This is a genomic window from Streptomyces sp. NPDC030296 (genome assembly GCF_055572815.1).
Genome location: NZ_JBVICQ010000007.1, coordinates 360,563 through 384,640, shown reverse-complemented (window position 1 = coordinate 384,640; position 24,078 = coordinate 360,563). Strand labels below are relative to the sequence as shown.

The 24,078-nt window shown below is 72.3% G+C and carries 21 protein-coding genes; 8 read left to right on the top strand and 13 right to left on the bottom strand.

Features of this window, described 5'->3' with window-relative positions; translation table 11 throughout:
- The first annotated feature begins 1 nt into the window (after position 1).
- The gene (locus ACZ4Z3_RS22355; RefSeq protein ID WP_468502635.1) at positions 2–856 is read left to right on the top strand and encodes a YqjF family protein; all 855 of its coding nucleotides are present in this window, start codon (positions 2–4) and stop codon (positions 854–856) included.
- Between the two features lie 105 nt (positions 857–961).
- On the opposite strand, the gene ACZ4Z3_RS22350 is transcribed toward ACZ4Z3_RS22355, so the two are convergent.
- On the bottom strand, positions 962–2,674 hold the full coding sequence (locus ACZ4Z3_RS22350; protein WP_468502634.1) for a lysyl oxidase family protein: 1,713 nt from the start codon (positions 2,672–2,674) through the stop codon (positions 962–964).
- 406 nt (positions 2,675–3,080) lie between these two features.
- On the opposite strand from ACZ4Z3_RS22350, the gene ACZ4Z3_RS22345 reads away from it, so the two are divergent.
- Positions 3,081–4,091: an SCO2400 family protein gene (locus ACZ4Z3_RS22345; RefSeq protein WP_468502633.1), complete on the top strand. Its 1,011-nt coding sequence runs from the start codon at positions 3,081–3,083 to the stop codon at positions 4,089–4,091.
- Positions 4,092–4,270: 179 nt separating this feature from the next.
- On the opposite strand, the gene ACZ4Z3_RS22340 is transcribed toward ACZ4Z3_RS22345, so the two are convergent.
- The 3 genes from ACZ4Z3_RS22340 to ACZ4Z3_RS22330 all read right to left on the bottom strand — a co-directional run bounded on the left by ACZ4Z3_RS22340 (position 4,271) and on the right by ACZ4Z3_RS22330 (position 9,032).
- Positions 4,271–4,984 (bottom strand): TetR/AcrR family transcriptional regulator, encoded by a 714-nt coding sequence (locus ACZ4Z3_RS22340; protein ID WP_468502632.1) that lies wholly within the window; start codon positions 4,982–4,984, stop codon positions 4,271–4,273.
- A 281-nt stretch (positions 4,985–5,265) separates the two neighbouring features.
- On the bottom strand, positions 5,266–7,551 hold the full coding sequence (locus ACZ4Z3_RS22335) for a TerD family protein (protein ID WP_468502631.1): 2,286 nt from the start codon (positions 7,549–7,551) through the stop codon (positions 5,266–5,268).
- 875 nt (positions 7,552–8,426) lie between these two features.
- Positions 8,427–9,032: a hypothetical protein gene (locus tag ACZ4Z3_RS22330; protein WP_468502630.1), complete on the bottom strand. Its 606-nt coding sequence runs from the start codon at positions 9,030–9,032 to the stop codon at positions 8,427–8,429.
- A gap of 95 nt (positions 9,033–9,127) precedes the next feature.
- Between ACZ4Z3_RS22330 and ACZ4Z3_RS22325 the strand changes: the two genes are divergently transcribed.
- Entirely contained in the window at positions 9,128–9,322 is a 195-nt protein-coding gene (locus ACZ4Z3_RS22325) for a hypothetical protein (protein WP_468502629.1), read from the top strand.
- 118 nt (positions 9,323–9,440) lie between these two features.
- Here the strand turns inward: ACZ4Z3_RS22325 and ACZ4Z3_RS22320 are convergent, their stop codons facing one another.
- Complete coding sequence (locus ACZ4Z3_RS22320) at positions 9,441–9,764, bottom strand: hypothetical protein (protein WP_468502628.1); 324 nt, start codon at positions 9,762–9,764, stop codon at positions 9,441–9,443.
- 24 nt (positions 9,765–9,788) lie between these two features.
- Positions 9,789–10,484: an 8-oxoguanine DNA glycosylase OGG fold protein gene (locus ACZ4Z3_RS22315; protein ID WP_468502627.1), complete on the bottom strand. Its 696-nt coding sequence runs from the start codon at positions 10,482–10,484 to the stop codon at positions 9,789–9,791.
- Between the two features lie 247 nt (positions 10,485–10,731).
- Here ACZ4Z3_RS22315 and ACZ4Z3_RS22310 point away from each other — a divergent pair, with 247 nt between their 5' ends.
- Together ACZ4Z3_RS22310 and ACZ4Z3_RS22305 are read left to right on the top strand one after the other, a co-directional pair.
- A complete protein-coding gene (locus ACZ4Z3_RS22310; RefSeq protein WP_468502626.1) occupies positions 10,732–11,304 on the top strand; it encodes a SigE family RNA polymerase sigma factor in 573 nt (190 codons plus the stop codon).
- A complete protein-coding gene (locus tag ACZ4Z3_RS22305; protein WP_468502625.1) occupies positions 11,301–12,659 on the top strand; it encodes an outer membrane protein assembly factor BamB family protein in 1,359 nt (452 codons plus the stop codon). The genes ACZ4Z3_RS22310 and ACZ4Z3_RS22305 overlap by 4 nt, the downstream gene beginning before the upstream one ends.
- A 58-nt stretch (positions 12,660–12,717) precedes the next feature.
- Here ACZ4Z3_RS22305 and ACZ4Z3_RS22300 read toward each other — a convergent pair whose 3' ends face one another.
- The gene (locus ACZ4Z3_RS22300; RefSeq protein ID WP_468502624.1) at positions 12,718–13,224 is read right to left on the bottom strand and encodes a hypothetical protein; all 507 of its coding nucleotides are present in this window, start codon (positions 13,222–13,224) and stop codon (positions 12,718–12,720) included.
- A gap of 104 nt (positions 13,225–13,328) precedes the next feature.
- Between ACZ4Z3_RS22300 and ACZ4Z3_RS22295 the strand changes: the two genes are divergently transcribed.
- A complete protein-coding gene (locus tag ACZ4Z3_RS22295; protein WP_468502623.1) occupies positions 13,329–13,811 on the top strand; it encodes an HIT family protein in 483 nt (160 codons plus the stop codon).
- On the opposite strand, the gene ACZ4Z3_RS22290 is transcribed toward ACZ4Z3_RS22295, so the two are convergent.
- The 5 genes from ACZ4Z3_RS22290 to ACZ4Z3_RS22270 form a co-directional block, all read right to left on the bottom strand.
- Positions 13,792–14,157, bottom strand: a complete 366-nt coding sequence (locus ACZ4Z3_RS22290) for a DUF1330 domain-containing protein (RefSeq protein WP_468502622.1) — start codon at positions 14,155–14,157, stop codon at positions 13,792–13,794. The two genes, ACZ4Z3_RS22295 and ACZ4Z3_RS22290, sit on opposite strands and share 20 nt — an antisense overlap.
- A 282-nt stretch (positions 14,158–14,439) precedes the next feature.
- A complete protein-coding gene (locus ACZ4Z3_RS22285) occupies positions 14,440–15,036 on the bottom strand; it encodes an exonuclease domain-containing protein (RefSeq protein ID WP_468502621.1) in 597 nt (198 codons plus the stop codon).
- 52 nt (positions 15,037–15,088) lie between these two features.
- A complete protein-coding gene (locus ACZ4Z3_RS22280; protein WP_468502620.1) occupies positions 15,089–16,531 on the bottom strand; it encodes a serine hydrolase domain-containing protein in 1,443 nt (480 codons plus the stop codon).
- A gap of 158 nt (positions 16,532–16,689) precedes the next feature.
- Positions 16,690–17,451, bottom strand: coding sequence for a tetratricopeptide repeat protein (locus ACZ4Z3_RS22275; RefSeq protein WP_468502619.1), 762 nt, complete (start codon positions 17,449–17,451; stop codon positions 16,690–16,692).
- Between the two features lie 71 nt (positions 17,452–17,522).
- A complete protein-coding gene (locus ACZ4Z3_RS22270; RefSeq protein ID WP_468502618.1) occupies positions 17,523–18,425 on the bottom strand; it encodes a hypothetical protein in 903 nt (300 codons plus the stop codon).
- A gap of 228 nt (positions 18,426–18,653) precedes the next feature.
- Between ACZ4Z3_RS22270 and ACZ4Z3_RS22265 the strand changes: the two genes are divergently transcribed.
- Positions 18,654–22,631, top strand: a complete 3,978-nt coding sequence (locus ACZ4Z3_RS22265; RefSeq protein ID WP_468502617.1) for a glycoside hydrolase family 2 TIM barrel-domain containing protein — start codon at positions 18,654–18,656, stop codon at positions 22,629–22,631.
- A 217-nt stretch (positions 22,632–22,848) separates the two neighbouring features.
- Here ACZ4Z3_RS22265 and ACZ4Z3_RS22260 read toward each other — a convergent pair whose 3' ends face one another.
- Complete coding sequence (locus tag ACZ4Z3_RS22260) at positions 22,849–23,436, bottom strand: hypothetical protein (RefSeq protein ID WP_468502616.1); 588 nt, start codon at positions 23,434–23,436, stop codon at positions 22,849–22,851.
- 165 nt (positions 23,437–23,601) lie between these two features.
- On the opposite strand from ACZ4Z3_RS22260, the gene ACZ4Z3_RS22255 reads away from it, so the two are divergent.
- Entirely contained in the window at positions 23,602–24,078 is a 477-nt protein-coding gene (locus ACZ4Z3_RS22255; protein ID WP_468502615.1) for a DUF6174 domain-containing protein, read from the top strand.

The following is a 24,078-nucleotide window of genomic DNA, read 5'->3' as shown; positions in this document are numbered from 1 at the left end:
CATGGCGTCGCCAGAACCGATCCGGGCCCCGGCGGCCCCCGTGCCGCCGGCCCCGATCACGGCCGACGCGCCGGGGGCGATCCCGCGCCCGCTGCTCACCCAGTCCTGGCTCGACCTGACCTTCCTGCACTGGGCCGCCGACCCGGCCGACGTCGCGGGCCTGCTGCCGCCGGGGACCGTGCCCGACACCCTCGACGGGGTGACGTACGTCGGGCTGGTCGCCTTCCGGATGCACAAGGTCGGCTGGTTGCGCCTTCCCGGTGTGCCGTACCTCGGCTCGTTCCCCGAGACCAATGTGCGGCTGTACTCGGTCGACGCCCACGGGCGGCGCGGCGTCGTCTTCCGCTCCCTCGACGCCTCCCGGCTGCTGCCGGTCGTGGTGGGCCGTATCGGCTTCCGGATGCCGTACCTGTGGTCCCGCATGACGATCGACACGACGGCGTACGGCGTCCAGGGCGCCGCCGACGACGACTCCCGAACCGGCGCCCCCGGCACCCTGCGGGGCGGTGTCTCCGTCACCTACACCAGCCGCCGGCGGTGGCCTGGCCCGCGGGGAGCGCACAGCCGGATCACCGTGCGGGTCGGTGAGCGCGTCGACGAGCCGACGGGGCTGGAGCACTTCCTGACCGCCCGCTGGGGGATGCACGGCGCCTTCTTCGGCCGGCCGGTGTACCTGCCCAACGCCCACCCCCGCTGGCCGCTGCACCGCGCCGAACTGGTCGAGTGCGAGGAGGACCTGGTCGTCGCGGCGGGCCTGCCCGCCCCCGCCGGCCCGCCGGTGAGCGTCCTGTACTCGCCCGGCGTGCCCGCCCGGTTCGGCCGCCCGGCCCGCCCGGCGGGCATCCCCACGCCCTGACGGACGCGGGCGCCTCCCCCACGCATGACGAACCCCCGGGTCCGGGACCCGGGGGTTCGTCGCTGTGCGATGTTCGTCGTTGTGCGATGACCGTGCGGCCGCCGGTTACGGGGCGTCGATCAGGTGGTGCGGGGGCACCTTCACCGTGCGGGCGCCGGGCTTGCCGCCGAGGACCACCTTGCGGAGGGCGACGTTGTTCTTGGTGTCGCTCTCCTTGAGACGGTTCTCCGGGTTGGCGATCACCTTGATGTAGTACGTGCCGTTCGGCAGGTCGGTGATGTCGAACGACTGACCGGGACGCTCCTGGGTGTAGGTGTCACCGGAGCCGACGTCGAGGACCTCACGGACGGAGATGGCCTCCTGCGAACCGCACGCGGAGCCCAGGTCGGTGTTCTCCGGGTGCCAGTTGGCGCCCTTCACCGTGTAGTCGATGGCGTCGGTGTTGGCCAGGCAGAACGCCTCCTTGCCGGAGCGCACCTCCTTCTTCTGGTCCGCGCTGAGCAGGCGGTAGCTGGCGAAGTCGGTGAAGTGCCAGTGCATGTGGCCCTCACGCGGGTCCCACTCCATGGTGCCGGCGGGGGAGTAGCCGACCTGCTTGCCCTTGGTGTCGTAGAAGTACTGGTACGAGTCCATCAGGTCGGCGCCCGGCTTGCGGAAGCCGTCCACGACGAGGGGCGCGGGGCCCGCGTTCCACACGTTGGCGCTGAAGGCGAGGTAGTCCTTGCCGGGGACGTCGCCGTCCTCACCGTCGGTGATGGCGATGCCCCAGGCCGGCAGCGAACGCAGGTCGGGCTTGGGCACGTTGGCCGGGGCGCCGGCCTTGCCGGTGGGCCGCTTCGCGGCGGGCTGCAGCGCGGGCGCGACGCGCGAGCCGTCGGTGTGGCCGGGGCCGTCGCCCAGGTGCTTGGCCAGACCGCGGTCCTCCAGCGCGTGGGGGAGGGCGGGCGGCATCGGGACGTCCTCGCCGCGCGGGCCGAAGCCGTGCAGCGGCGGCTGGGTCGGGTCGACGGGGGCGGCGTCGTGACCACCGTGGCCGCCGTGACCGCCGTGCCCGGCGGCGTGGTGGGCGGAGGACTTGGCGCCCGCACCGACGCCGCCCTCACCGCCCTCGTCGTACTGCACCACCGTCACCTTGACGGTGGGCCGGTCGTTCGCCATGCCGAAGAGGTCGCGGTACTTCTTCGCCACGCCGACCTCCGCGGTGTACTCACCCGCCGGGATGTCCACCGTGTCGTCGTAGCGGTACTGGGTGGTGTTGACCGCCCAGCCCTTCTCCACACCCCACACCGAGCCCAGCGTCCACGGGTTCCGCGAGCAGCTCTGCGGGTAGTGCGAGGTCGACGGGGCGTCCGGGCGGATACGGCCGGAGGCGTTGTTCGGACAGAAGTCGCTGGCCGTCTTGAGCACCTGCTGACCCGCGGCGTTCTTGAGCGAGATCTCCAGGAAGCCGGGCAGCCCGCCGTGGTCGGTGATCAGACCCTTCGGCAGGGTCCGCGTCGTGGTCTTCTTGCCGTCGCGGAGGATCTGCTGGGCGACGATGGGGTCCTTGTAGGACTTCCGCGTCACCTTGAACTCCAGGGGCGCGCCGTCGACCGTGACGTACGTCCCCAGTTCCAGGATGGTGCCGCCCTCCGGGTACCGGTAGGTCGTCACGGACTTCGAGGCGGCGATCAGCTTGAGCTTCGGGGTGCCGGCCTTGGCCGCGGGCGCCGCGCCCGCGCCGGGGGCGGCCCCCGCCACGGTGGCGACTACGGCGAGCGTGGCCAGGGCGGCGAGCCCGGGACGCCTCAGACGGCTGCGGTGTTCTTGACTGGTCATCGGTTCCTCGTCTGCGAGTGCCATGGTCAGTGGCATCGGACTGGACAACCCACGGACGACCGGCCGCCGATGGTGCTGACGCTCCCCCGAACGCCCTCGGCGCCCACCGGTCTGTGAGCACCCTGTGAGACAGGTGAAAGCCGTGCGGGGGTTGCCTGTTGAAGAGGAAATCAAGAAAAGAGTCCGGAGACGCCTGAAAACGCGGACGGTGACGTCCAAACACCGGGCCGTACACCGGTACGAAGTCCCCGGAGAATCCACGCAGGAGCATCACACAGTGTGCACACAGCTCTGAGAATGCCTCGTTAGCGTTGCTGACCCTCGATCCGCTCGATCCCACGTGCGAACGACGTGACCGGGCCGCTGGCCCGGCGGGTCGACGGCATGCCGACACAGGAAGACCTCCATGGACTACTGCTCCTCATGTCGCCGACATCTCAACGGCGCCCTCGTCTGCCCCGGCTGCGGCGCCTACGCGCCGGACATAGCCCCCTCCGTACCCGGTACGACGACCGCCATGGCCGTCGCGCCGACGGTGCCGGCGGCGACCTGGGAGTACGCGGCGTCGGGCGCCGAGGAGACCTGGCACGACGGCGGACGGCCACAGCCGGAGCCGGCGGCGGGACCGTCGACGGAGCTGGTCCCGGCCGGTGCCGCGCACGCCGAGGCCGCCGAGGGCATCGACGGTGTCGAGGATGTGCAGGGCGTGCCGGTCGCGCCGCGGGGGCGGGCGGCACGGCGGCGGCAGATGGCCCGCTGGAAGAAGAACCAGCGCCGGGCCGTGGTGGCGACCGCGGTGGCGCTGGTCGGCGGCGGTCTGACCGTGATGGGCATGGACCGCCAGTCCACCGACCGGACGCAGGCGGCCACCGCCCCGGACGCCGAGGGCCTGAGCGCCGTCGAGGAACAGGGTTCGCAGAGCGGCCGGACACCGGACGCGCGCCCCGACGAGACCCGGCGTTCCCCGGACGCCTCGCGGGGCCACGCGCGCGGCGGCTCCTCGTACGACGGGTCCGGCGCGCGGCAGCGGATCGCCGGTGGCGACACGGGCGACTCACCGCGCAACGTCACGACGCCCTCGTCGGATCAGCGGGCGCAGACGGGCTCCTCGTCGCACGGCGGGTCGAGCGCGGACGGCTCCACCGACACCCCGTCGGGCGGGGCGACCACACCCCCGGCAGCCGACGACTCCACAGGCGCCGGTTCGGGCGCGGACACGGGAACGGGCGCGGGCTCCGGGTCGGGTTCGGGGAACGGCTCCGGTACGGAGACCGGGACCGGCTCGGACACGGGTACGGGCGCGGGGTCGGGCTCCGGCTCGGGCACGGGTTCGTCCGGCGGCTCGGGCTCCTCGGACTCGGACGCGACGTCACCGTCGGGCCTGTGCCTGCTCGGCGGAGTCGTGTGCGTCAGCTGACAGCACCGTTGTGACTTGGCAGACCTGCGGCCGGCCCTCGCACCGAGGGCCGGCCGCAGGTCTGTTCGCAGGTCCGCTCGCGGGTCCGTTCGTGGGCCCGCCTCGGGCCCGGGAGGCGGCGGCGGTCCGCCCGACGTCGGCGATCACGGTGGACGAGGAGGTCGGCGGCGTCTGACGGGCTACGCCTTGGGCGCCCGATGAGGCCCGAGTTCCTCCAACACGGCACCGAGTTGGGCGGCCGTGAGGGCCGGCCCCGGCAGGTCGGGGGCCTCAGCCGCCCGCGCGCCCGCAGAAGCGGGTGGGGCGGCCGGGGGCCGGAGGCTGTCGAGGAACAGGGCCAGGGGGCGCTGCCAGGCGTCGGCACCGGTCACCGCCGTGAGCGCGGGGACGGCGCGGCCGAGGGCGGCGAGCCCGAAGAGGACGTCCTCGACGGTCACGTCGCCCCGCACGGCGCCCTCGGCCCGGCCGCGCGCCAGCAGCACCTCCATCGTCTCCCGGTTGTGGGCGTGCACGGCGTCCAGCGCCTCGACGCCCTCGACCCGCGTGGTCATGAGGTCGTTGGTGCCCCGGTCGGCGGCCAGCGTCGCGAACACCACCCGCAGATAGGTGTGCAGCCCCTGCCACGCGTCCCCGGCCGCCCGCGCCCGCTCACCGGCGTCCATGGTGCCGGTGAGCCGGTCCCGAAAGACGGCGTCGACGAGCGCGGCCCGGTTGGGGAAGTGCCGGTACAGCGTCGCGTTGCCCACCCCGGCCCGCCGCGCGATCACATCCCACGGCGCGTCCAGCCCCCACTCGGCAAACACCTCCCGGCCCGCCGCGACAAGCAACTCCCGATTCCGCCGGGCATCACGCCGCCGCCCCGGCGCCCCGTCCTCCACACCGCCGCCGCCCATCACACCCTCCGCCCCACCAACCGACCCGACAGACCCCCGACAGACCCGACTTGAGCCGACTGGCAGGACCGACCCGATCAGCCCGACTGGCCCGGCTGACCCGACTGGCCCGGCCCACCCCACCGGCCGGCCTGGCCGACCCGGTCGGCTGACCAGCCTGATCGGCCCGACCGACCGGGGACCGCTCCCCGGTGCCGCCGCGCGCGATGCTACCTCCGCCGGAGTGGCGGCCGGCCCCGTTCGCGAGGGCCCGCGCGGCAGCCGGGTCGCTCGGGTGGGGATCAGCCGACGGCGGTCCGTTCGGCGGCCGGGGCCCGGCGCGCGGCCGGGCGGTCGAGGTGGACGACGACCGTGCCGTAGAAGCGGTGCACGGCGTCGTCGACGCTGCGGATGAATCCGGACTCGGCGTTGCCGCGGGTGCTGCCCATGCCCTTGAAGAGGGACAGGCGGAAACCGGTGATCTCCGCGCCGTTCGCCGGGAGCATGTCCCCGGGTTCGGGGCGCAGCCGTTCCAGCGTGCCCCGCGGTCCACCCGTTCCCCCGTCGACGAGCGTCTCGACGTGCAGATCGGCCGGTGCCTCCGCCAGCTTCCTGACGAGCCGTTTCGCCCAGTTCAGCGGGTAGCCCTGCTCGGGGGCCGGGATCTCGATGGAGGTGCGCAGCTTGCCCGTGCGCAGATCGGCGCTGAGCGCGAGGATGCCCGGCGTGCCCTCGATGCGCAGCTCCGCCTGGAGCCTCCCCTCCCGGCACAGCTGGTCGGCCATCTCCGCGCGGCGGACGCCCGGGTCGGCGCCCCGCCTGGCACGGCGTACGGGCAGCACCTTCTGGCCGAGTTCACCACCGAGCCCCAGACAGACCTGGCGGATGAGCCGCTCCCAGCTCTCCACGACCTCCAGAGCGCGGGGGTCACCCTGGCAGAGCGTCTCGTCGTCGATCCCGTTGCGGACGGGCACCCAGGCGGCGCCCATGTTCTGGAAGCCGTGGCAGCCGGAGTTCTCGTGCTGGAGGTAGTGCAGGAGTTCTTGGAGCAGCCAGGCGTGCGCGCTGTTGCCGACGCCCTCGTGCCGGATCAGCATCTGCGCCTGGTGGGCCACCTCGGCCCACGACAGATGCCGCAGCGCCACCTTGTGCTTGCGGCGCCCGTCGATCTTCACATCGACGAGGGGGCTGCCCTCCAGCGCGACATCGTTCGACAGGGTGATCACGGCCTCGTAGCCGCGCCGGGCGGCGATGTCCATATACGCCTGCACCTGCTCGGTCTTGAGCGCGTTGCCGTTGGTCTTGGTCTCCACGAGCGCCGTCCACAGCTTCCCGGCGCGTTCGACGCGGATGACACCGTCCGGGCGGCGGGGTGTCTCCCCGTGTGGCAGGGAGACCTCGGTGAACGTCTCCATCCGGCCCGCCGGGGCGCCGAAGGCGGCGGTGAGGCGCCTGCCGAACTCCGGCACCTGCGCCATCACGGACAGCAGCACGGACGTGGCGCGCGCCTCGCGGTCCCGGTCGCTCTTGAGCGCCGACACCGGGAACAGTCGCGCCTCGCGCCACGACTCGTTCTCCGCTAGGGACTTCTTCACCGCCTTCGGCAGCGTCACCTTCTTCTTGGCGGTACGGGGGCGGGCCGACGGCTTCTTCCCGCCCGCGTCCTCCTCCGGCTGCCGGGGAGCCGGCAGGGCGGGCAGCGTCCCCACCTGCGCACCTGCCGGGACTCCGGCCGACTCCAGCGGCTGCCCCGGCGCCGGGGCACCCGACGCGACAGGGCCGCCGGGGTGGGCTGGGGTGACGGGGCCGGCCGGGTCAGCCGGGGTGACAGGGCCGGCCGGGGTGCTCGGGGCCGCCTGCTCGACCGCCGTCGCCGCGCCCCCGGCACCCGCCGTCCCAACGGTCGCTTCCCCCGCGCCGTCCCCGGCGTCGACGCCCCCGCCCCTGGCCACGCCGGGGTCCACGTCAGCCTCGACGTCCGCCTCGACCTCGACGTCGGCCTCGGACGCGTCGTCCTCGTCCTCGACGTCGGCCTCGGACGCGTCGTCCTCGATGTCGACGCCGAAGTCCGTGGCGAGGCCCGCGAGTCCGCTGGCGTAGCCCTGGCCGACGGCCCGGAACTTCCACTCGCCCGCGCGCCGGTACAGCTCACCGAAGATGACCGCGCTCACGGACCCGGCGTCGTCGATCGCGAACCGCAGCAGGCCTTCCCCGGAGCCGTCGGCCAACACCACGCGCAGGTCGTCGAGTTCACCGAAGCGGGCGCCCTCGTACCGGCTCGCTGCGACGACGATCCGTTCGACGTCGTCCGGGATCGCCGTCAGATCGAAGACGATCTGGTCCTCGCTGCCCTCCTCGACGGGCTTCTTGCCGAGCAGCTGCACGCTGCCGTCGGCCGCGACCGGGTTGTTGTAGAAGTAGAAGTCGCCGTCGCCGCGCACCTTCCCGTCGGCGCCCAGCAGCATCACCGAGACGTCCGCGTCGCCCTCGCCCGTGGAACTGGTCCAGCCGAGGCTCACGCTCACCGCGTCGACGTCCTCGCTCAGCGCCGCCAGCCCCACGTTGGCACCCTTGACCATCTCGTGCATGAAACCCCCCAATCCGCTCACGCGGAACACGCCGGGCCCCACCACCCGTCACGCACTCCGTGTGACATGCCACACATTCAGCGCAGGCGAAACTCTAGTGCGCCACGGGCCGACATACGGCGATCCGCCGGAAACCCGCCCCCGGCGATCGCCGTCCGGGCGAGCAGCCCGGCCACCCCCGGTGGAACGCCTGCTTCCGGTCCGGGAGGAGCTTGGGGACGTGTCGTACATCCCCCACAACTCCCGAGGAGATATGACGCAGCGTTGGGCGCGGAGAGCGGTGCTGGGTGGGCTGACCGGAGGGCTGGTCTTGGCCGGTGCCGGGGCCGGGGGCGCCTGGGCCGCCGGTGGACAGGAAGCCGGGGGCGTGCGGCCGGTGGGTCGGGGTCGGCGGAGGGCGGTCCCGGGCGGCTGGTCGGGGGGCCGGCACCGGCCGGGAGGTTCATTCGGTCGCCGTCGGGCGGGGTGGCGGGCCCGTGGGCTCCGACCGCGTGCAGGTGATCCAGGTCGGGCCCCGGGACGCGGGCACGGTGGTCCTGTTGGTGCCCGGAATGTTCGGCGCGGCCAACGACTTCCGGCTGATGGCGCGGACCTCGTCGCGGCGGTCCCGGCGTGCAGATGTGGGCGCCGGACCGGCGGGAGGAGAACCTCGCCGACCGCTCCGGGTTCACCGGCGGCGCCGACCCGCTCGCGTACTACCTCGACGGGCACTAACGGGTCCGGCGTCCCGTACGCCGTCCACGAGACGGACGAGGGCATGAACCACCTCGACCCGCTGTTCGCCGCGACCGCGCACAACACGGCGACCCGCACCCTCGCGGAGTGCGTACGCGGGCTGCTGTGAGCGGCGGGACCGCCCGGCGGGCGGCGGCGCCTCAGGAGTAGACGATCGGGCAGCCGCGGCGGAGCGAGTGCTGCGCGGCGCGCAGGTACAGTGCCACGTAGAACGCCGCGTCGAGGTCCTCGCTCCACGGCCCCGGCCGGGACGCGGCCAGCTCGCTCGCCGGTCCGTCCATGAACCACAGGGTCAGGTCGAGGTTGTCGCACATGGCCGGGGTCTCGGCCGGCAGGTCGACGGCCTCGGCCAGTCTCTCCGCGAGCGCGAGCATCTGCGGGGCGCCGGCGACGAGGGTCTCGTCCGTGTACGCGGAGCCGACGGGCAGCAGGATGGGCTCGTCGAGCGAGAACGGCACCAGCACCGACCAGCCGCAGAGGACCGCCACCTCCTCGGCCGAGAGGTGCGCCTCGCACAGCGCGACGAACCCGTCCATGGAGGGGATCAGCTTCTCCTCGAACCTCCGGCCCGACCCGCGGACGAACTCCGCCTCCTCGGGCACCGAGTCATAGGCCGGCAGCCCCCGCCGGCCCAACTCCTCGTTCAGCGCCGAGGAGACGTGGACCCACCCGTCCTCCTCCTCGTCCTCGTCTCCGAACCCCTCGAACCAGCCCTTCGCGCCCACACTGACCAGATATACGCCCATGAGCGGAACGTACAGCGGGCCACTGACACCGGAGGGGCGGTGGCCTCCTGAGAGGATGCGCGGACGACCACTGGAGAAGCGAAGGGGGAGCGAGCATGGCGGTGCTCATACTGTCCGGCGTCCTCGTACTCGTCATCGGCGGCTGCGTCTGTGTCTTCTGGGCCGCCCGGGGCGGCCCCCGTTGGGTCCGCGCCGTCGCCACCGCGACCCTCGCCGTGGGTGAACTCCTCCGCGTCGTCGACCCGTTCCGCTCCTCGAACAGCAAGGGGGACGAAGGGCGCGGGGATTAGCACCCCGCACCCCGCACCTCGCACCCCGCACCGGGCGCACGAAGAAGCGGACGGCCGCGGAGAGAGGTTCCGCGGCCGTCCGCCTGCGCGCCGGGCGAGCCCGGCCCGCGTCGTGGGATCAGCGGAGCTGGTAGTCGACCAGTGTCACGAAGTACCGCTGGGCCGCACCGCACGCCACGCTCGACTTCTTCTCGATGCCGACCCACGGGCCGTACGCGAAGTGGCTCCTGCCCGTGATGCCGTCCTCACAGGTGACCTTCACCCGCACCTGGCCGGTGCCCCGGTGGCAGATCGCGAACCCCGTGTTCTCGGTCGGCTTGCCGACCTGGCACCCCTGCGGCGTGGCACTGGCGGCGGTCGCACCGGCGATCGGCGCGGCCACGGCGATACCGGCCAGCACCAGCGGCGTCATGCCGAGAGACGTCAACTTCCTGATGTTCATGATGTGTTCCCCGTTCACGAACATTCATCGAGCCCGTGGCGGCTGGACCCGACCGTTGAGGTCGAACATGAGCCACTCCAGCCAGTCCGCCGTCACGTCCAGGGAAGCGGCCCAGTCGTGCATGGCGGTGACGTAGGCGACGTAGCGGGCGGGCCGGAGACGGGTGCCGGCCGCCTCCCTGCTCGACCAGCCGAGGGCGTTGAGGGAGCGGAACACACGGTCGTCGAGGATCAGGGCGTACGCATGGCCGGGTCCACGGTCGTCGACGGCGGCGAACCACTTGGTGAAGAACGACCGACCCACGCCGCACACCCTGAACTCTGCGTAGGCGCTGCCCAGTTCGCCGGAAAGGACGGCGTCGCGGGTGGTGTCGAGGACGCCCGGCAGGCGGGGGTCGCCGAGGGCCGCGCCGGTGTAGCGGGGACCGCGTCCGTTGGTCGTGCCCGAGCCCCAGATCATGACCGCGACGAACAGGTCCCGGAGCCCCTCCGGCCTGTCACCGGCCGCTCGCCGGGCGGCGGCCAGATCGTCCCGCCCGAGCAGCCGCCCGCCGCCGGAGGCACCGTCCGCCGTCCCGAAGCCGAGCACATGGGCTGCGTGGTACGGCTCCAGCCAGGGCCGCCACGTGGCCGGCCGAAACCGGACCGACTCCTGCCGACGCCCACGATGCCCCGCCACGATCGGCCGCAGCCGCTCCACCATGCCCTCGTGACCCACCATGCCCCCTGACCCACCATGCCCCCCTGATCCAGCATGTCCCCCTGATCCAGCATGTCCCCCTGATCCAGCATGCGAACAGCATGCCTCCAGGGGCGACCGCGCGAACCCGGAACGCCGTCGCCCGCCGCCGATGGTGCCCGCCCCGGCTCGGCGCCGGCCTGTGGTGGGGCGCGAAAAACTTCTGGGGTGGGGGGATAGCCGTGGAGGGCTCGCCTCGTCGTGGTGGGTGTTGAGAAGGGGAGGGTCGATGAAGGCCTCTGGGCACGACGAGTTCCGGGAGTTCGTGGCGATGCGGTCCACCGCGTTGCTGCGGCTCGCGGTGCTGCTCACAGGAGGGGACCGGTACGCCGCCGAGGACCTGCTGCAGATCGCGTTGATGAAGGCGTACGGGCGCTGGGCGAGCATCGAGCAGCCAGAGGCGTACGTCCGGCAGATCCTGTACCGGCAGCAGGTCAACCGCTGGCGGCTGCGCCGGCACCGCGCGGAGACGACGGTGCCCGTCCTGCCCGACTCCGCCACGGAGGGCGACGCCGGTGCGGGGTCCGAGCTGCGGATCGCGCTGTGGGCGGCGCTGCGCCGACTGTCGAAGCGGCAGCGGACCGTGGTCGTCCTGCGCTACTTCGAGGACCTGCCGGAGGGCGAGGTCGCGGCGCTGCTGGGCTGCCCCGTCGGCACCGTCCGCAGCACCGCGTACCGCTCGCTCGCCAAGCTCCGCACGCTGGTCCCGGAGTTGGGGCCCGAGGGGCTCGTCGAGAGGCCCGGCGCGTCCGTGGAACAGGTCACGCAGCTCAGCTACACACCCAGGGGGGTCCGGGGATGACGACGGAGCAGGTGGAGGAGAAGGTCCGGGAGACGTTGCGCGCGGTCGACCTGGACCGGGTGCGGGCGCCCGGGGACCTGGTCGACAGGGTCGTGCGGCGGCGTGGCCGGCGCCGTTTCGCGCAGGCCACGGGGTCGATGGTGGCGGTCGCCGCGATCACCGCCGGGGCGGTACTGGGCCTCGGGGGCGGTGGCGCGGCCGACCAGGACCGGCCGGCGCGGCCCGCGGCGTCGCCGCAGGGCTGGAAGCCGTGGAACATCACCGCCAAGGGCACGGCCGAGCGGGGCTGCGTGACGGACGGCGCCGCGCTGTACTGCGCCGGGAGCAGGTACGACGCGGCGAAGTTCGACGCGCGCACCGGCGAACGGCGGTGGACCGTCAAGGTCGTCCGCGAGAGCGGTTACAGCAACGACAACCCGTTCGCGGTGCGCGACGGTGTGGTCTACGCGTACCAGAACCACACTGCGCGGAGCCTGCCGAACGGCGACTACGCGGGCGGCACCGATCTGGTGGCGGTGCGGGCCGGCACCGGGAAGGTGCTGTGGAAGGTGAAGCTGGCGAACGACAATCGGGACGCTCAGTCCGCCCTGCTCATCGACGGCGCGGTGCTGGCGAACACCCCGAAGGACCGCACGATGTCGGCCCTCGACCCGAGGACCGGCAAGACGAAGTGGCGTCACACCTGGGAGAAGGGCATCTGGTGTGAACGGGCGGTGCTGAGCGGGGTGCCTTACCTCGCGTGCAGGCGCGAGATCAAGCATCCGCAGACCACCGACGTCTTCCGCCTCGACCCCGCCACCGGGAAGGCCAAGCAGATCACGGGCCTCCTCGGCAGGCAGTCGATCATGGGGACCACGAAGGACCGGCTGGTGCTCGGCGCGGAAAGGGACGCGGCCGGCAAGAAGATGAGGCTCACCCTGGTCAGCGGCTCCGGGCAGGGGGTCGAGCGATGGTTGCCCCTCCAGGGAGCGCAGGCCAACCTGGAGGTCATCGGTGACCGTGTGATCTCCGTGAACTGGCAGGGGGAGGCCCGCGCCTACTCGCTGCGGACGGGCAAGACCCTGTGGAACCGCCCGGTGGGCGTCCCCATGCCTGACGAGGAGTCGATGACGGGCATCGCCTCACCCGTGGTGTCGGAGAAGCGGGGAGTCGTGTTCTTCCTCAGCCCCACCGGTGACCTGTCCGGTCTCGACCCGCGCACGGGCCGCCAGGTCTGGCGCCACCACGTCGACTTCTTCGGAAAGGGCAAGCCACTGAACTTCGGCATGCCGCCCCAGCTCCTCCAGTACGACGACGCACTGATCGCCCGCTACGGCAACAAGATGGTCTCCCTGCTCCCCCGCATCACCGGCTGACCGCCCGACCGCGGCCGGGCCCGGCGAACCGACGGGCCGTGGTCGGGCCGCGGCCGGCTCACTCCGTGGAGCAGCCGAACTCCTCGTCGTCCCGCGCGTCGTAGGCCGTCCGGGACTCGGCGTCCGACTCGCTGAACACGACCTGGCCGGGGACGAGTTGTCCGGGGCGGAAGGTGAGGAAGCCGGAGATCCGGTCGTCCGAGGCCATGTTGGCGCGCAGGGCGTAGGTGGTGTCGGGGTCCAGGGCGTCGGTGAGGGGCCGTTCGGTCGTGAAGCCGTCCGGGGCGATGCCCAGTCGGATCCGCTGCGAGAGGGTCTTCCCGTCCGTCGCCCTGATGTGCCACAGCGTCCGGCCCGGGTCGTCGACGGTGCTGGAGTCGTCCCACTCGTAGAGCGCGGCCTCGGTGATCCCGTCGTCCTTCGCGGCCGGGCAGTCCCGCCAGGCGAGCGTGGGCTCCGCCGCGGTGCCCGTGACGAAGAGGGGATCGTGCTCGGCGCCGCAGGCCGTGAGGAGGGGCGCGAGCGCCACAACCGCCGCCACGCGCACCGCTGTTCCCCGTTTCATGCCGCGGAGTCTATGAGGGGACACGGGCACCGTCGGCCCCACGGGGCGTATCGAAGCGGTACCGGACAGGTCACACGGCACACCCCCGGATAGGGTCACCGGTCATGGCTGAGGACTGGCGGCGTGATCGGATCGGAAGCGCCCTTCGCGGCGAGAACCCCACCGTGCTGCGGAGGCTGGACGCCGGGTTCGCGGTGATCGGCGACGTGCAGTTCCTGCCCGGATACGCCGTCCTGCTCGTCGACGACCCCGCCGTGACGCGGCTCTCGGACCTGCCGAGGGCGCGACGGCTCGCGTTCCTGTCGGACATGGAACGGCTCGGCGAGGCCGTCGAGCGGGCCTGCGGGCGGCTCGACCCCGCGTTCCGTCGGGTCAACCTGGAGATCCTCGGCAACACCGACCCGTTTCTGCACGCGCACGTGTGGCCGCGGTACGCGTGGGAGCCGGCCGAGTCGGTGGGGCGCCCGGTGTGGCTCTACCCGCCGGAGCACTGGGCCGACCCGAGCCACGCCCTCGGGCCCCGCCACGACGCCTTGCGGACGGTGGTCGCTGAGGAGTTGGACCGCCTCACGGGCGCGGCGGCGTGACGTCGGCGGGCAGTGCCTCCCGCATGGCCTTCGCCGTGGCCGCCGGGTCGTAGTCCACGGGGACGCCCTCGACCATGATGATGTCGCCCTCGATGTGCCGGGAGCGCAGCGGGGCGATCTCCTGGTAGGCCGGTGAGTCCCACCAGGCCCGGGCTTCCTCGATCGAGGGGAAGCCGATCACCACGACGTGGCCCGGCCAGGCGCCCTCCTTCACCTCGTGCGGCGTGGCATGGACGAGGAAGCGTCCGCCGTACGGCTCGAAGGTGCCGGGAATCCGCTCGATGTACTCGGCGATGTCCGGGTGCGGGGCGGCGTCACGCAGGTGGGCGATGGCGTAGGCGGACATGGTGTCGTGGGTCCTTTCGGGCGATGGGGGCTGGGTCGGTGGAGCTGGGTGGAGCGGGTCCTGGGCCGGAGGTTCGGGGTCCGGGGGGGGCCGGGGGCCGGAGGTCCCGCGGTCCGGTAGCCCGGCGGTCCGGTACTCCGGTACTCCGGTGTTCCGGCCCGCCGGCCCCCGTACGGACGAGCCTGCCAGCCGGCCCCGTAGACGTCGATTACCCGCCGGGTAATGCCCCGGCCGCCCGGCGGCGGCCTCCTGGCCCCCGGGCGGTGGCCCCCCGACCACCCCCTACAGCAGCCCCGTCGGCAGAGCGGCCCCCGCCCCCGCCAGGTGTCGCAGCGCCGCCGCGATCGAGTGGCAGTCGAAGAGTGCCGAGTGTTCCGCGCCCTCGGAGGCCGGGCGCGGCAGGCCCAGCGTCTCCCACAGGCGGCCCGAGTTGATGCCGACCGTCGCCGGGGCGACCGTGTTGACCCAGGGGCGGATGTTGAGGAAGCCGGGGGTGAGGGGCGTGTGCTTGATGTGCTCGCCCCGGGAGCGGGCCCAGCCGATGTTCTCGCCGAGGACCAGCATGTCGTTGCCGTACGAGAGGACGGACCGGCCCTGGCAGAAGGCCAGGAAGTCGCTGAGGGCCTCGGCCGGGGGCACGCCGTCCCGGTCCACGGACTCCTGGTCGATGCCGGTGAGTTCGGTGAAGAAGGAGGACAGCTCGGGGTTCGCCACCGGGCGGACCAGCGTCTCGTACTCCTCCACCACCGCGTACCGCTCGTCCAGCCGTAGCGCCCCGATCTGCACGATCTCGCGAAGCTGGCCGGGCGCCGACCAGTCCCCCGCGACGGCCCCCGGCCAGGTTGTGAACTCCAGGTCGAAGATGACGAAAGTGGGCAAGGCGGCACTCTCCCGGTGAGGCGTGGGCGGACAGCCTACCCACCCGGAAGCGTCAGTTCGGGACGGGAGCGGCCGGGCTCACCACCTGGCCCCCGGTGGAGAGGTCCACGCCGACCAGCCGGGCGGGAAGCACCCGCTCCCCGCCCGCCGACGCCGACGGCTGCGAGGACTCCGACGGCTTGGACGGCTTGGACGAAGGCTTCGACTCCGTGCCCGCCTCCTCACCCGTGCCCGAACCCGTACCCGTACCCGCACCGGCGTCCGTCCCCGGCGCGTCGCACAGCGCCGTCGCGAGATGGACGTTGAGCGCCTCGTCGATCGGGCTGGGCTCCAGCTCCGTGCCCTCCTCGTTCAGGCGCTGGTACTTCATCAGGGTGAAGCCCAGGCTGAGCTGGCGGTCGCCGTCCGCGCGGGTGAGGCTGATCGTGCCGGCGCCGAAGACCCCGCCGTCGTGGCCCCAGAAGCGGCCGCAGCCGGGGATCTCCAGGGTGTAGATGCCGAGGCCGTAGTCGATGGCGACGCCGGTGGCGACGTTCACCGGGACCGTGCGCTGCATCTCCGCCAGGGAGGCCCGGCCGATCAGCTTCCCGGTGAGCAGCCTGGCGTAGAAGCGGTTGAGGTCGTCCATCGTGGAGGTGAGGGCACCGGCGGTGTAGCCCCAGGACATGTCGTAGACGCTGTAGTCGCGCGGCGGATCGATGAGGCCGAAGAACGACTCGTACATCTTCGCGTGCGGGCCCTTGATGTACGGGGTGCGCGGGAACGCGGTGTGGTGCAGCCCGGCGCGGTCGATGACGTGGCGGGTGAGGTACGTGGCCGCCTTCTGACCGGTGACCTTCTCCAGGATGAGGCCGGCGACGACGTAGTTGGTGTTGGAGTACGAGCCGGGCTGCGCGCCCGGGCTGCCGGTGGCGGGTGCGGCGAGGCCCAGGCGTACGAGTTCCCGGGGCCGTATCGAGCGGAAGCGGTGCTCGTCGAGGCTGGCGGTGGAGTTCCGGCTGAGGGAGGGGAAGGCGCCGAGGACGTAGTCGCCGAGGTGGCTGGTGTGGTTGAGCAGCATCCGGACGGTGATCGCGTCGCCGCGCTGCCGGTCGGCGCCGGGGAAGAGGTCCGGCACGTACCGCGTCACCGGGGCGTCGAGGCTGATCCGCCCCTTCTCCACCTGCTGGAGGATCGCCACCGCGGTGAACGTCTTGCTGATGCTACCGATGCGGTGCCGCATGTTCGGAGTGACCTTGCGGCCGGTGTCCACGTCGGCGAGTCCGGAGGCGCCCTTCCAGCGGTCGCGGCCCTCGCGCACGGCGGAGTACGCGCCGTACATGCCCGCCTCGTGGAAGGCGTCGAGCGTGCCGCGCAGGGCGGTGCGATCCAGGGCCTCACGGGCGGCGGGCCGGGTGGGGGCCTCGGCGGTGCCCGCGGCGGACGCCGTGGGCACGGCGGTGAACAGCAGAAGGGTGGTCCCCACGGCTGCGCCCACAAGTCGCTTGATACCCACGGCTGTTCCTCCCCGTTAACGGCTCTCGATGTCCTGAGTCTCGCCGGGACCGGTGAGGGTTACATCCATCCGCTGGACGATCACGTTCACAGGTGTGCCGTGACATCTGTCATGGCTGGATCACGCCTTCGTGGAACCGCGCACTCGTGGACGACGCCTCATTCGGAGGCACGCTCCAGGGCCGCCTCGAGCTCCGCCACCCGCTGCGGAACGTCGAGGGAGCGAACCAGCTCCAGGGCCTCACCGTATGCCTCTCGGGCGCGGGCGGGTCGACCGGCGTGGAGATGGATGTCTCCCAGGATCGTCAGCATCGTCGCCGATCCCGCCTGTTCACCGCGGCGCCGGTGGAAATCGGCGGCCGGCGCGAGAGTCTCCTCCGCCTCGGCGTACCGGCCCATCTGGTCGTACGCCAGGGCCAGATGCCACTGGCACCACAGGATCTCCTCCCGGCGGCCCCGCCGTCGACTCGTCTCCGGAGCGTCCGACAGGACGCGCGCCGCGTCCTGCGGCCGGTCCAGTTGCCTGTACGCGTCCGCCATGTGGGCGGAGAGCCAGATCTCGGCACCCGTGTCGCCCCGGCGCCGGTAGATCGCGCCGGCCTCGGCGTACCGGCGCAGCGCCTCGCCGGGACGCTCCAAGTCGCACTGGAGGTCGCCGAAATGGGTCAGGATCCAGCCCTGCTCGTCGTCGTCGCCACGCAGCCGGGCGATGTCCAGCGCGCGCTCGTACCGCCCGGTCGTCTCCTCGCGGCGTCCCAGAACGCGCCGCGCCTCGGCGAGATGGACGAGTGACGCCAGTTCGGCGGATTCGTCGTGCACCTCTCGTGCCGCCTCGACCGCCATGGCCTTGACCGCTGCCGTCTCCTCCCACTGACTGCGGTAGAAGAGGAGGCCGTGGAGCGGCTCCACCAGGCGCAGCAACAGCTTCCACTCATGGGGCTCGTACGCGCGGCGGATGGCGGCCTGGACACTCTAGGTGTCCTGGAGGCGCCCTACGCTCCCTGGGCCTCCTCCGCCTCCCCGAACCGGGCCAGCGCCACGCCGCCCGCGACGCACGCCGCGAACCCGGCGGCCGCCAGGGCGCCGTACCCGTGCCGGGTGGTGTCGCCGAGCCACAGCACGCCGAACAGGCCCGGCCAGACGGTCTCGCAGATCACCATCGCCGCGGTGGCCGCCGTGACGGAGCCGGACTGGAGGGCCTGGACGAGCAGGAGATAGCCGCCGAGACCGGAGACGACCACGGCGTACGCCACGGGCTGGGCCAGTACGGCGGGCACGGACGTCTCCGGCAGCAGCCGGACGGCGGTCGCGGTCAGCCCGAAGCTGATGCCCGCCGCGGCGCCCAGGACGACGGCCCGGCCCCGCCGCAGCCGTCCGCCCACGAACCAGCCGAGCGCCACCACCAGCAGCGACACCGCCAGCGCCGTCACCCGCAGCGCCTCGTCACCGTGGCCGTCCCCCTCGCGGCCCGCCGACACGGCCAGCGTGGCGAGCCCCAGGCACACCACCGCCACGGCCGTCCACTCGCCGCGCCTCAGCCGCAGTCCGAGGACGAACGTCCCGACGACCGCCGTGATCGCCAGGGACGCCGCGACCGCCGCCTCGACCAGGAACAGCGGGACCAGCAGCAACGCCCCCACCTGCGCCCCGAACCCGGCCGTGTCCAGCCCGGCCCCGAGCAGGAACGGCCACCCGCGCAGCACCGCCACGACCGTCCCCCACCGCCCCCGCGCCCCACCGCCACCGGCACCCGCACCGCCACCGCCACCGCCACCGGCGTCCGCGGTCGCCCCGGTGTCGGCCTTCGCCGTCCGTCTCGACCCCAGCGCCTGGAACACCGTCGCCGTACCCATGCACACCGCAGCGCACAGCGCCAACGCCAGACCTGCCACCATCCGGGCACCGTAACGGCGCGACGGCCCCGCGCCCCGACGACACCAGCCGGACCCACCCGCACGGGTGGCGCCCCACTCACCCCCAGGACCACACAGAGTCCGACAGACTCATTGCTCCACTTCTGTTCGAAGTCCTAGTGTGAGCGCGGTTTTTCAACAACAACGGACAGCAACCGACGGTCCTCAGTACGCGCACTCCCCCAAGTCGTCACGAGGAAGGCCCCGGTCATGCAGCACCCGCACCCTGGCGTCCACGCGGACCCGTCCGCGCGCCCCGCAGTCAGCCGCCGCCGTCTCCTGGAGGGCGGCGCCGCGCTCCTCGCCGGCCTCGCCCTGCCCGACGGCGTCGCCCGGGCCGCGGCCCGCACCGCGACGACGGGGGCCGCCACCACCACGGCCACCACCACGGCCGCGGTCACGGCCGACGGCACCGAATGGAACGGCGACATCGCCCTGTTCCAGGTCGGCGCCGAGCCGCCCCACACGACCCTCATGCCGTACGCGGACGTCAGACAGGCCCTCAAGGCCGACCGCACCGACTCCCCGTACCGTCTCAGCCTCGACGGCCGGTGGAAGTTCGCGTACGCGGACCGGCCGGACGACCGGGACGAGGACTTCTACCGCACCGACGTCGACGACAGCGGCTGGGACACCATCCCCGTGCCGTCCTGCTGGCAGAACCACGGCTACGACTTCCCGATCTACATCAACATCACCTACCCGTGGTGGGGCCCGAACGGTCTCGGCGAGGAGGCGCAACCACCGGCCGCGCCGACCCGGTACAACCCGATCGGGCAGTACCGGCGCCGGTTCACGCTCCCGAAGAACTGGACGGCGGACGGCCGCCGGACCTTCCTCCACTTCGAGGGCGTGAAGTCCGCGCACTACGTGTGGATCAACGGTCAGCTGGTCGGCTACCACGAGGACTCCTACGACCCGGCCGAGTACGACATCACCGAGCATCTGAAGCCGGGGACCAACCAGATCGCCGTCGAGGTGTACCGCTACTCGGACGGCGACTGGCTGGAGGACCAGGACATGATCCGGCTGAGCGGCATCTTCCGCTCGGTCTACCTCTTCAACACCCCGGCCGTGCACCTGCGCGACTTCAAGCTGGACACCCCGATCCGCGACGGCTACCGGGCCGCCGACCTGTCGGTCACGGCGAGCGTCCGCGCCTACGGAAAGGGCGCCGTCAAGGGCGCGTACTCCGTGGAGACACAGCTCTACGACGCGCGCGGGCACGCCGTCTGGTCGCGGCCCCTCGCGCGGTCGGTCGACCCGTCCGCTGCCCCGGCCGGCGAGGACGTGACCGTCAGCGCGAGCAAGGCGGTGCCGGACCCGGTGCTCTGGTCGGCCGAGCGTCCGGCCCTCTACACGGCGGTGCTGCGGCTGCGGGACCCGCGCGGCAAGGTCGTCGAGACACTGTCGCACCGCGTCGGTCTGCGCGAGTTCGCCCTGAAGGACGGGCTGATGCGGATCAACGGCAAGCCGGTGTCGTTCCGGGGCACCAACCGGCACGAGATGCACCCCGACCGGGGCATGGCGCTCACCCGCGCCGACATGGAGCGGGACATGCGGCTCGCCAAGCGGTTGAACATCAACACGATCCGCACCTCGCACTACCCCAACAACCCGCTGTGGCTGGAGCTGGCCGACGAGTACGGGCTGTACCTCGTCGACGAGACGAACCTGGAGACGCACGGCATCCGCGACCAGTACCCGGGCAACCACGCCGACTGGACGAAGGCGTGCGTGGCCCGCGCCCAGGCCATGGTGCACCGCGACAAGAACCACGCCTCGGTCGTCATCTGGTCCCTCGGCAACGAGGCGGGCGGCGGCAGCACCTTCGTCGCCATGCACGACTGGATCCGCTCCTACGACCCGACCCGCGTCGTCCAGTACGAGGGCGACGACCGGCCGACGATCAGCCAGATCAGGTCGGAGATGTACGACAGCCCGCAGCGGGTCGAGCAGCGCGCGAAGGACACCTCGGACACCCGCCCGTACGTGATGATCGAGTACTCGCACTCCATGGGGAACTCGACCGGCAACTTCAAGAAGTACTGGGACCTCGTACGCCGCTACGACGTCCTCCAGGGCGGCTGGATCTGGGACTTCATCGACCAGTCGCTGACGACGCCGGTACCGGTGCGGAAGATCTTCACGGACTCCGGGCCGAACGGCCTGAAGGGTGAACTCCTCACCGCCGCCGGGCGGTTCGACCGCGACAAGGGCGTCTTCGGCGCGACCGCCTTCGCGCGGGACGACTCCGTGGACCTGACGGGGTCGCTGACCCTGGAGGCGTGGTTCACCCCGCACGTCCCCTTCGGCCACCAGCCGATCCTCGCCAAGGGCGACACGCAGTACGCGCTGAAGCAGACGAACCGGAGCGTCGAGTTCTTCATCCACGGCGGCGGCCAGTGGGTCAGCGCGAGCTGGAACGTGCCGGACGAGGGCTGGACCGGGCGGGAGCACCATGTCGCGGGCGTCTTCGACGCGGAGGCCGGTTCCCTCACCCTGTACGTCGACGGCGAGGCGAAGGCGACCCGCACCACCACACGGCGCCCCGGCAGCAACACCGCGCCGCTGTCGCTCGCCACCGATGTGGACAACCCGACGCGGGAGTTCAACGGGACGATACGGCGGGCCCGGGTGTACGCGCGGGCGCTGAGCGCGACGGAGCTGGCCTCCGACGGGCGGGGCCCGGGGGACGACGGGGTGCGTTTCTGGTTCGACGCGGCCACCGTGAAGGTGACGGAGAGGAAGCCGAAGGAGCGCACGTTCCTCGCGTACGGCGGCGACTGGGGCGACAACCCCAACGACGGCGCCTTCGTCGCGGACGGCATCCTCACCGCCGATCGCCGCCTCACCGGCAAGTCCGCCGAGGTCAAGCAGATCTACCAGGCCATCAGCGCGGCCCCGGCGTCCGGCGGCACCCTCGCCCAGGGAGCGGCGGTCACCCTCACCAACGAGAACCTGTTCACCAACCTGCGGGCCTACGACGGCCATTGGTCGCTGGTGGCCGACGGCGAGGTGGTCCAGCGCGGCCGTCTGACACGGGCTCAGCTGAACGTCGCCCCGCTCTCCAGCAAGGACATCACCGTCCCCTTCCGTCTGCCGTCCTCCCCGGCGCCCGGTACGGAGTACTTCCTCCAGCTCTCCTTCACCACCAGGGAACGCACCCCCTGGGCGAAGGCGGGCTTCGAGGTGGCCAAGCAGCAGCTGCCCGTCAAGGCCGCGGTCCCCGCGGTGAGGCCCACCCGGCTGGCGAGCGTGCCGGCCCTCCGCCACGAGGAGACCGCCGGGAGGGTCATCGTCAGGGGCCGGAACTTCTCCGTGACCGTCGACAAGGCCGACGGCCTGCTCACCTCGTACGAGGCGCACGGCACCCGGCTCCTCGACTCCGGTGCCGTGCCGAACTTCTGGCGGGCACCGACCGACAACGACCGGGGCAACGGCCACCACACCCGCAACCAGACCTGGCGGGACGCGGGCGCCCGGCGCAAGGTGACGGACGTGACGGTACGGGTCCTCGGCACCGACAGGGCCGTTCAGGTGAAGGTCGGCGGCATCCTGCCGACGGCCACCGAGTCGACGTACACCACCACGTACACGGTGTTCGGGAACGGTGAGATCAAGGTCGACAACACCCTGCACCCGGGGGCTTCGTCCCTGCCGTACATCCCGGAGGTGGGCACCCTGCTCCTGCTGCCCCGTCGGCTGGACCGGCTGCACTACTACGGCCGGGGGCCGGAGGAGAACCACTGGGACCGCAACGACGCCACCGATGTCGGCCGCTGGTCGGGTTCGGTCGCGGGGCAGTGGACGCCGTACATCCGCCCCCAGGAGAACGGCAACAAGACGGACGTCCGCTGGGCCGCGCTCACCGACCGCGCCGGTGCCGGTCTCCTCGTCTCCGCCGAGCCCGGCTCCCTGCTGGAGGTCAACGCGTCGCACTTCACCCCGGAGGACCTCTCCTCGGGTGTCCGCCACGACTACCAGCTGACGCCCCGTGACGCCGTCGTCCTGCGCGTCAACCACCGTCAGATGGGGGTGGGCGGCGACAACAGCTGGGGCGCCCACACGCACGACGAGTACAAGCTGTTCGCCGACCGCGACTACGCCTACACCTACCGGCTGCGGCCGCTGCGGGACGTGGACGCGGCGATGGGGGCCGCGCGGAAGTGGACGGCCACCGAGTAGAAGGACCGTGAACGGCACGAACCCCGTCCCGCTGGCCGCGGGACGGGGTTCGTAGTGGAGCGCCGGGCAGGCCTTGCACCTGCATTTCCCCACAGGAAGTGGGGCGTCTTTCCTTAGACGACCAACGCATTGAGTGCTTTTCCGGTGTTCCGGTGAGCGGCTCGTGGTCAACCATAGCGGATCTTCGCGGGGCCCGCGAACCGGTGGTCGGGCGCGCTCATTTCAGCTCCGCCTGGGGCGTGTACTCCACCCGGAGGTACTTGGCGATCCGCTCGCCGAAGGCCTCCCGCAGGATCGGTTCGGCCGTTTCGGGGTCGTCGACGCCGATGAGGACGTGTCCCCTCCCGTCGTGCCCGACCTCGCGGAGCTGGAAGGTGCCGTCCCAGCGGCCCATGTCCTCGCTGATCCGGTCGACGATGGCGGTGAGGCCCTCCTCGTCGATGTCCGTGTCGTGCAGCCGGAGGGTGACGCCCTTCTCGGCGATCCCGCAGACGGCGGCGTCGAAGGACGCGGAGGGGATCCGGTAGACGTCCGCGCTGGAGCCTTCCTCGTCGACCGCCATGCTGGTGAACTTCTCGGCGTAGCGGCCGTAGGCGATCTCGTCCACGTGGTTCAGCGTGCGCTGCAGGGGTGTGTCGTCGGGGAAACCGAGGTCCGGGAGGCTTCCCTCCGGCCGGGTGCCGTGGCACACCGTCGTCGGCGACGACGACACGTCCGCCACGGTCTGCGCCCCCGCGCCCGACCCCTGCAACGCCGCCAGCGCGAGCACCGCACCGGCCGCGGCCGTACCCACGCGCGCCGTCATCCGCCTGTCCATACGTCCCTCCGACCCCCGGGCGGCCGCCCGCGCGGCCGCTGTCCCCACTGGGACGGAGGAAGCAGCCGAAAGGTTCGGCGCGCCGGGGGCGGAGCGAACGTTTCCCGTCGCCGGCCCGTCACAGGGGGGAACGACTCACCAAGGGGGCTCTCCATGTCGAAGACGCGTATCAGCAAGCCGGTCGCGGCCGTCCTGGCCGTGGCGGTGTCGGGGGTGGTGGCGGCGTGCGGGGACGAGTCGTCCTCGGGGACGGCGTCCACGCGGCCGACATGGCGGGAGCCCGCCTCCTACACGTACACGCTCACGTCGAGCGAGGGCGAGCGGTCCCTGCTCGGGACGTTCGAGGTGACCGTGCGGGACGGGAAGGTGACGAGGGCCGTCGGGGCCGACGAGGACTCACGGCGCGTGGCACGGGAGGCGGACGGCCGGATGCCGACCATCGGGGACCTGCTGGCGGAGGCGGACGCGGCCAGGGGCGAGGACGCCGACCGGGTGGACGTCGACCACGCGGCGGACGGCCGGCCGACGCGCATCTCCCTGGACTGGGACGAGGACGCGATCGACGACGAGGCGGTGTACGAGATCAGCGACTACCGGCCGTCGGACGGGCCGGGACGGGACGGCAGGTGA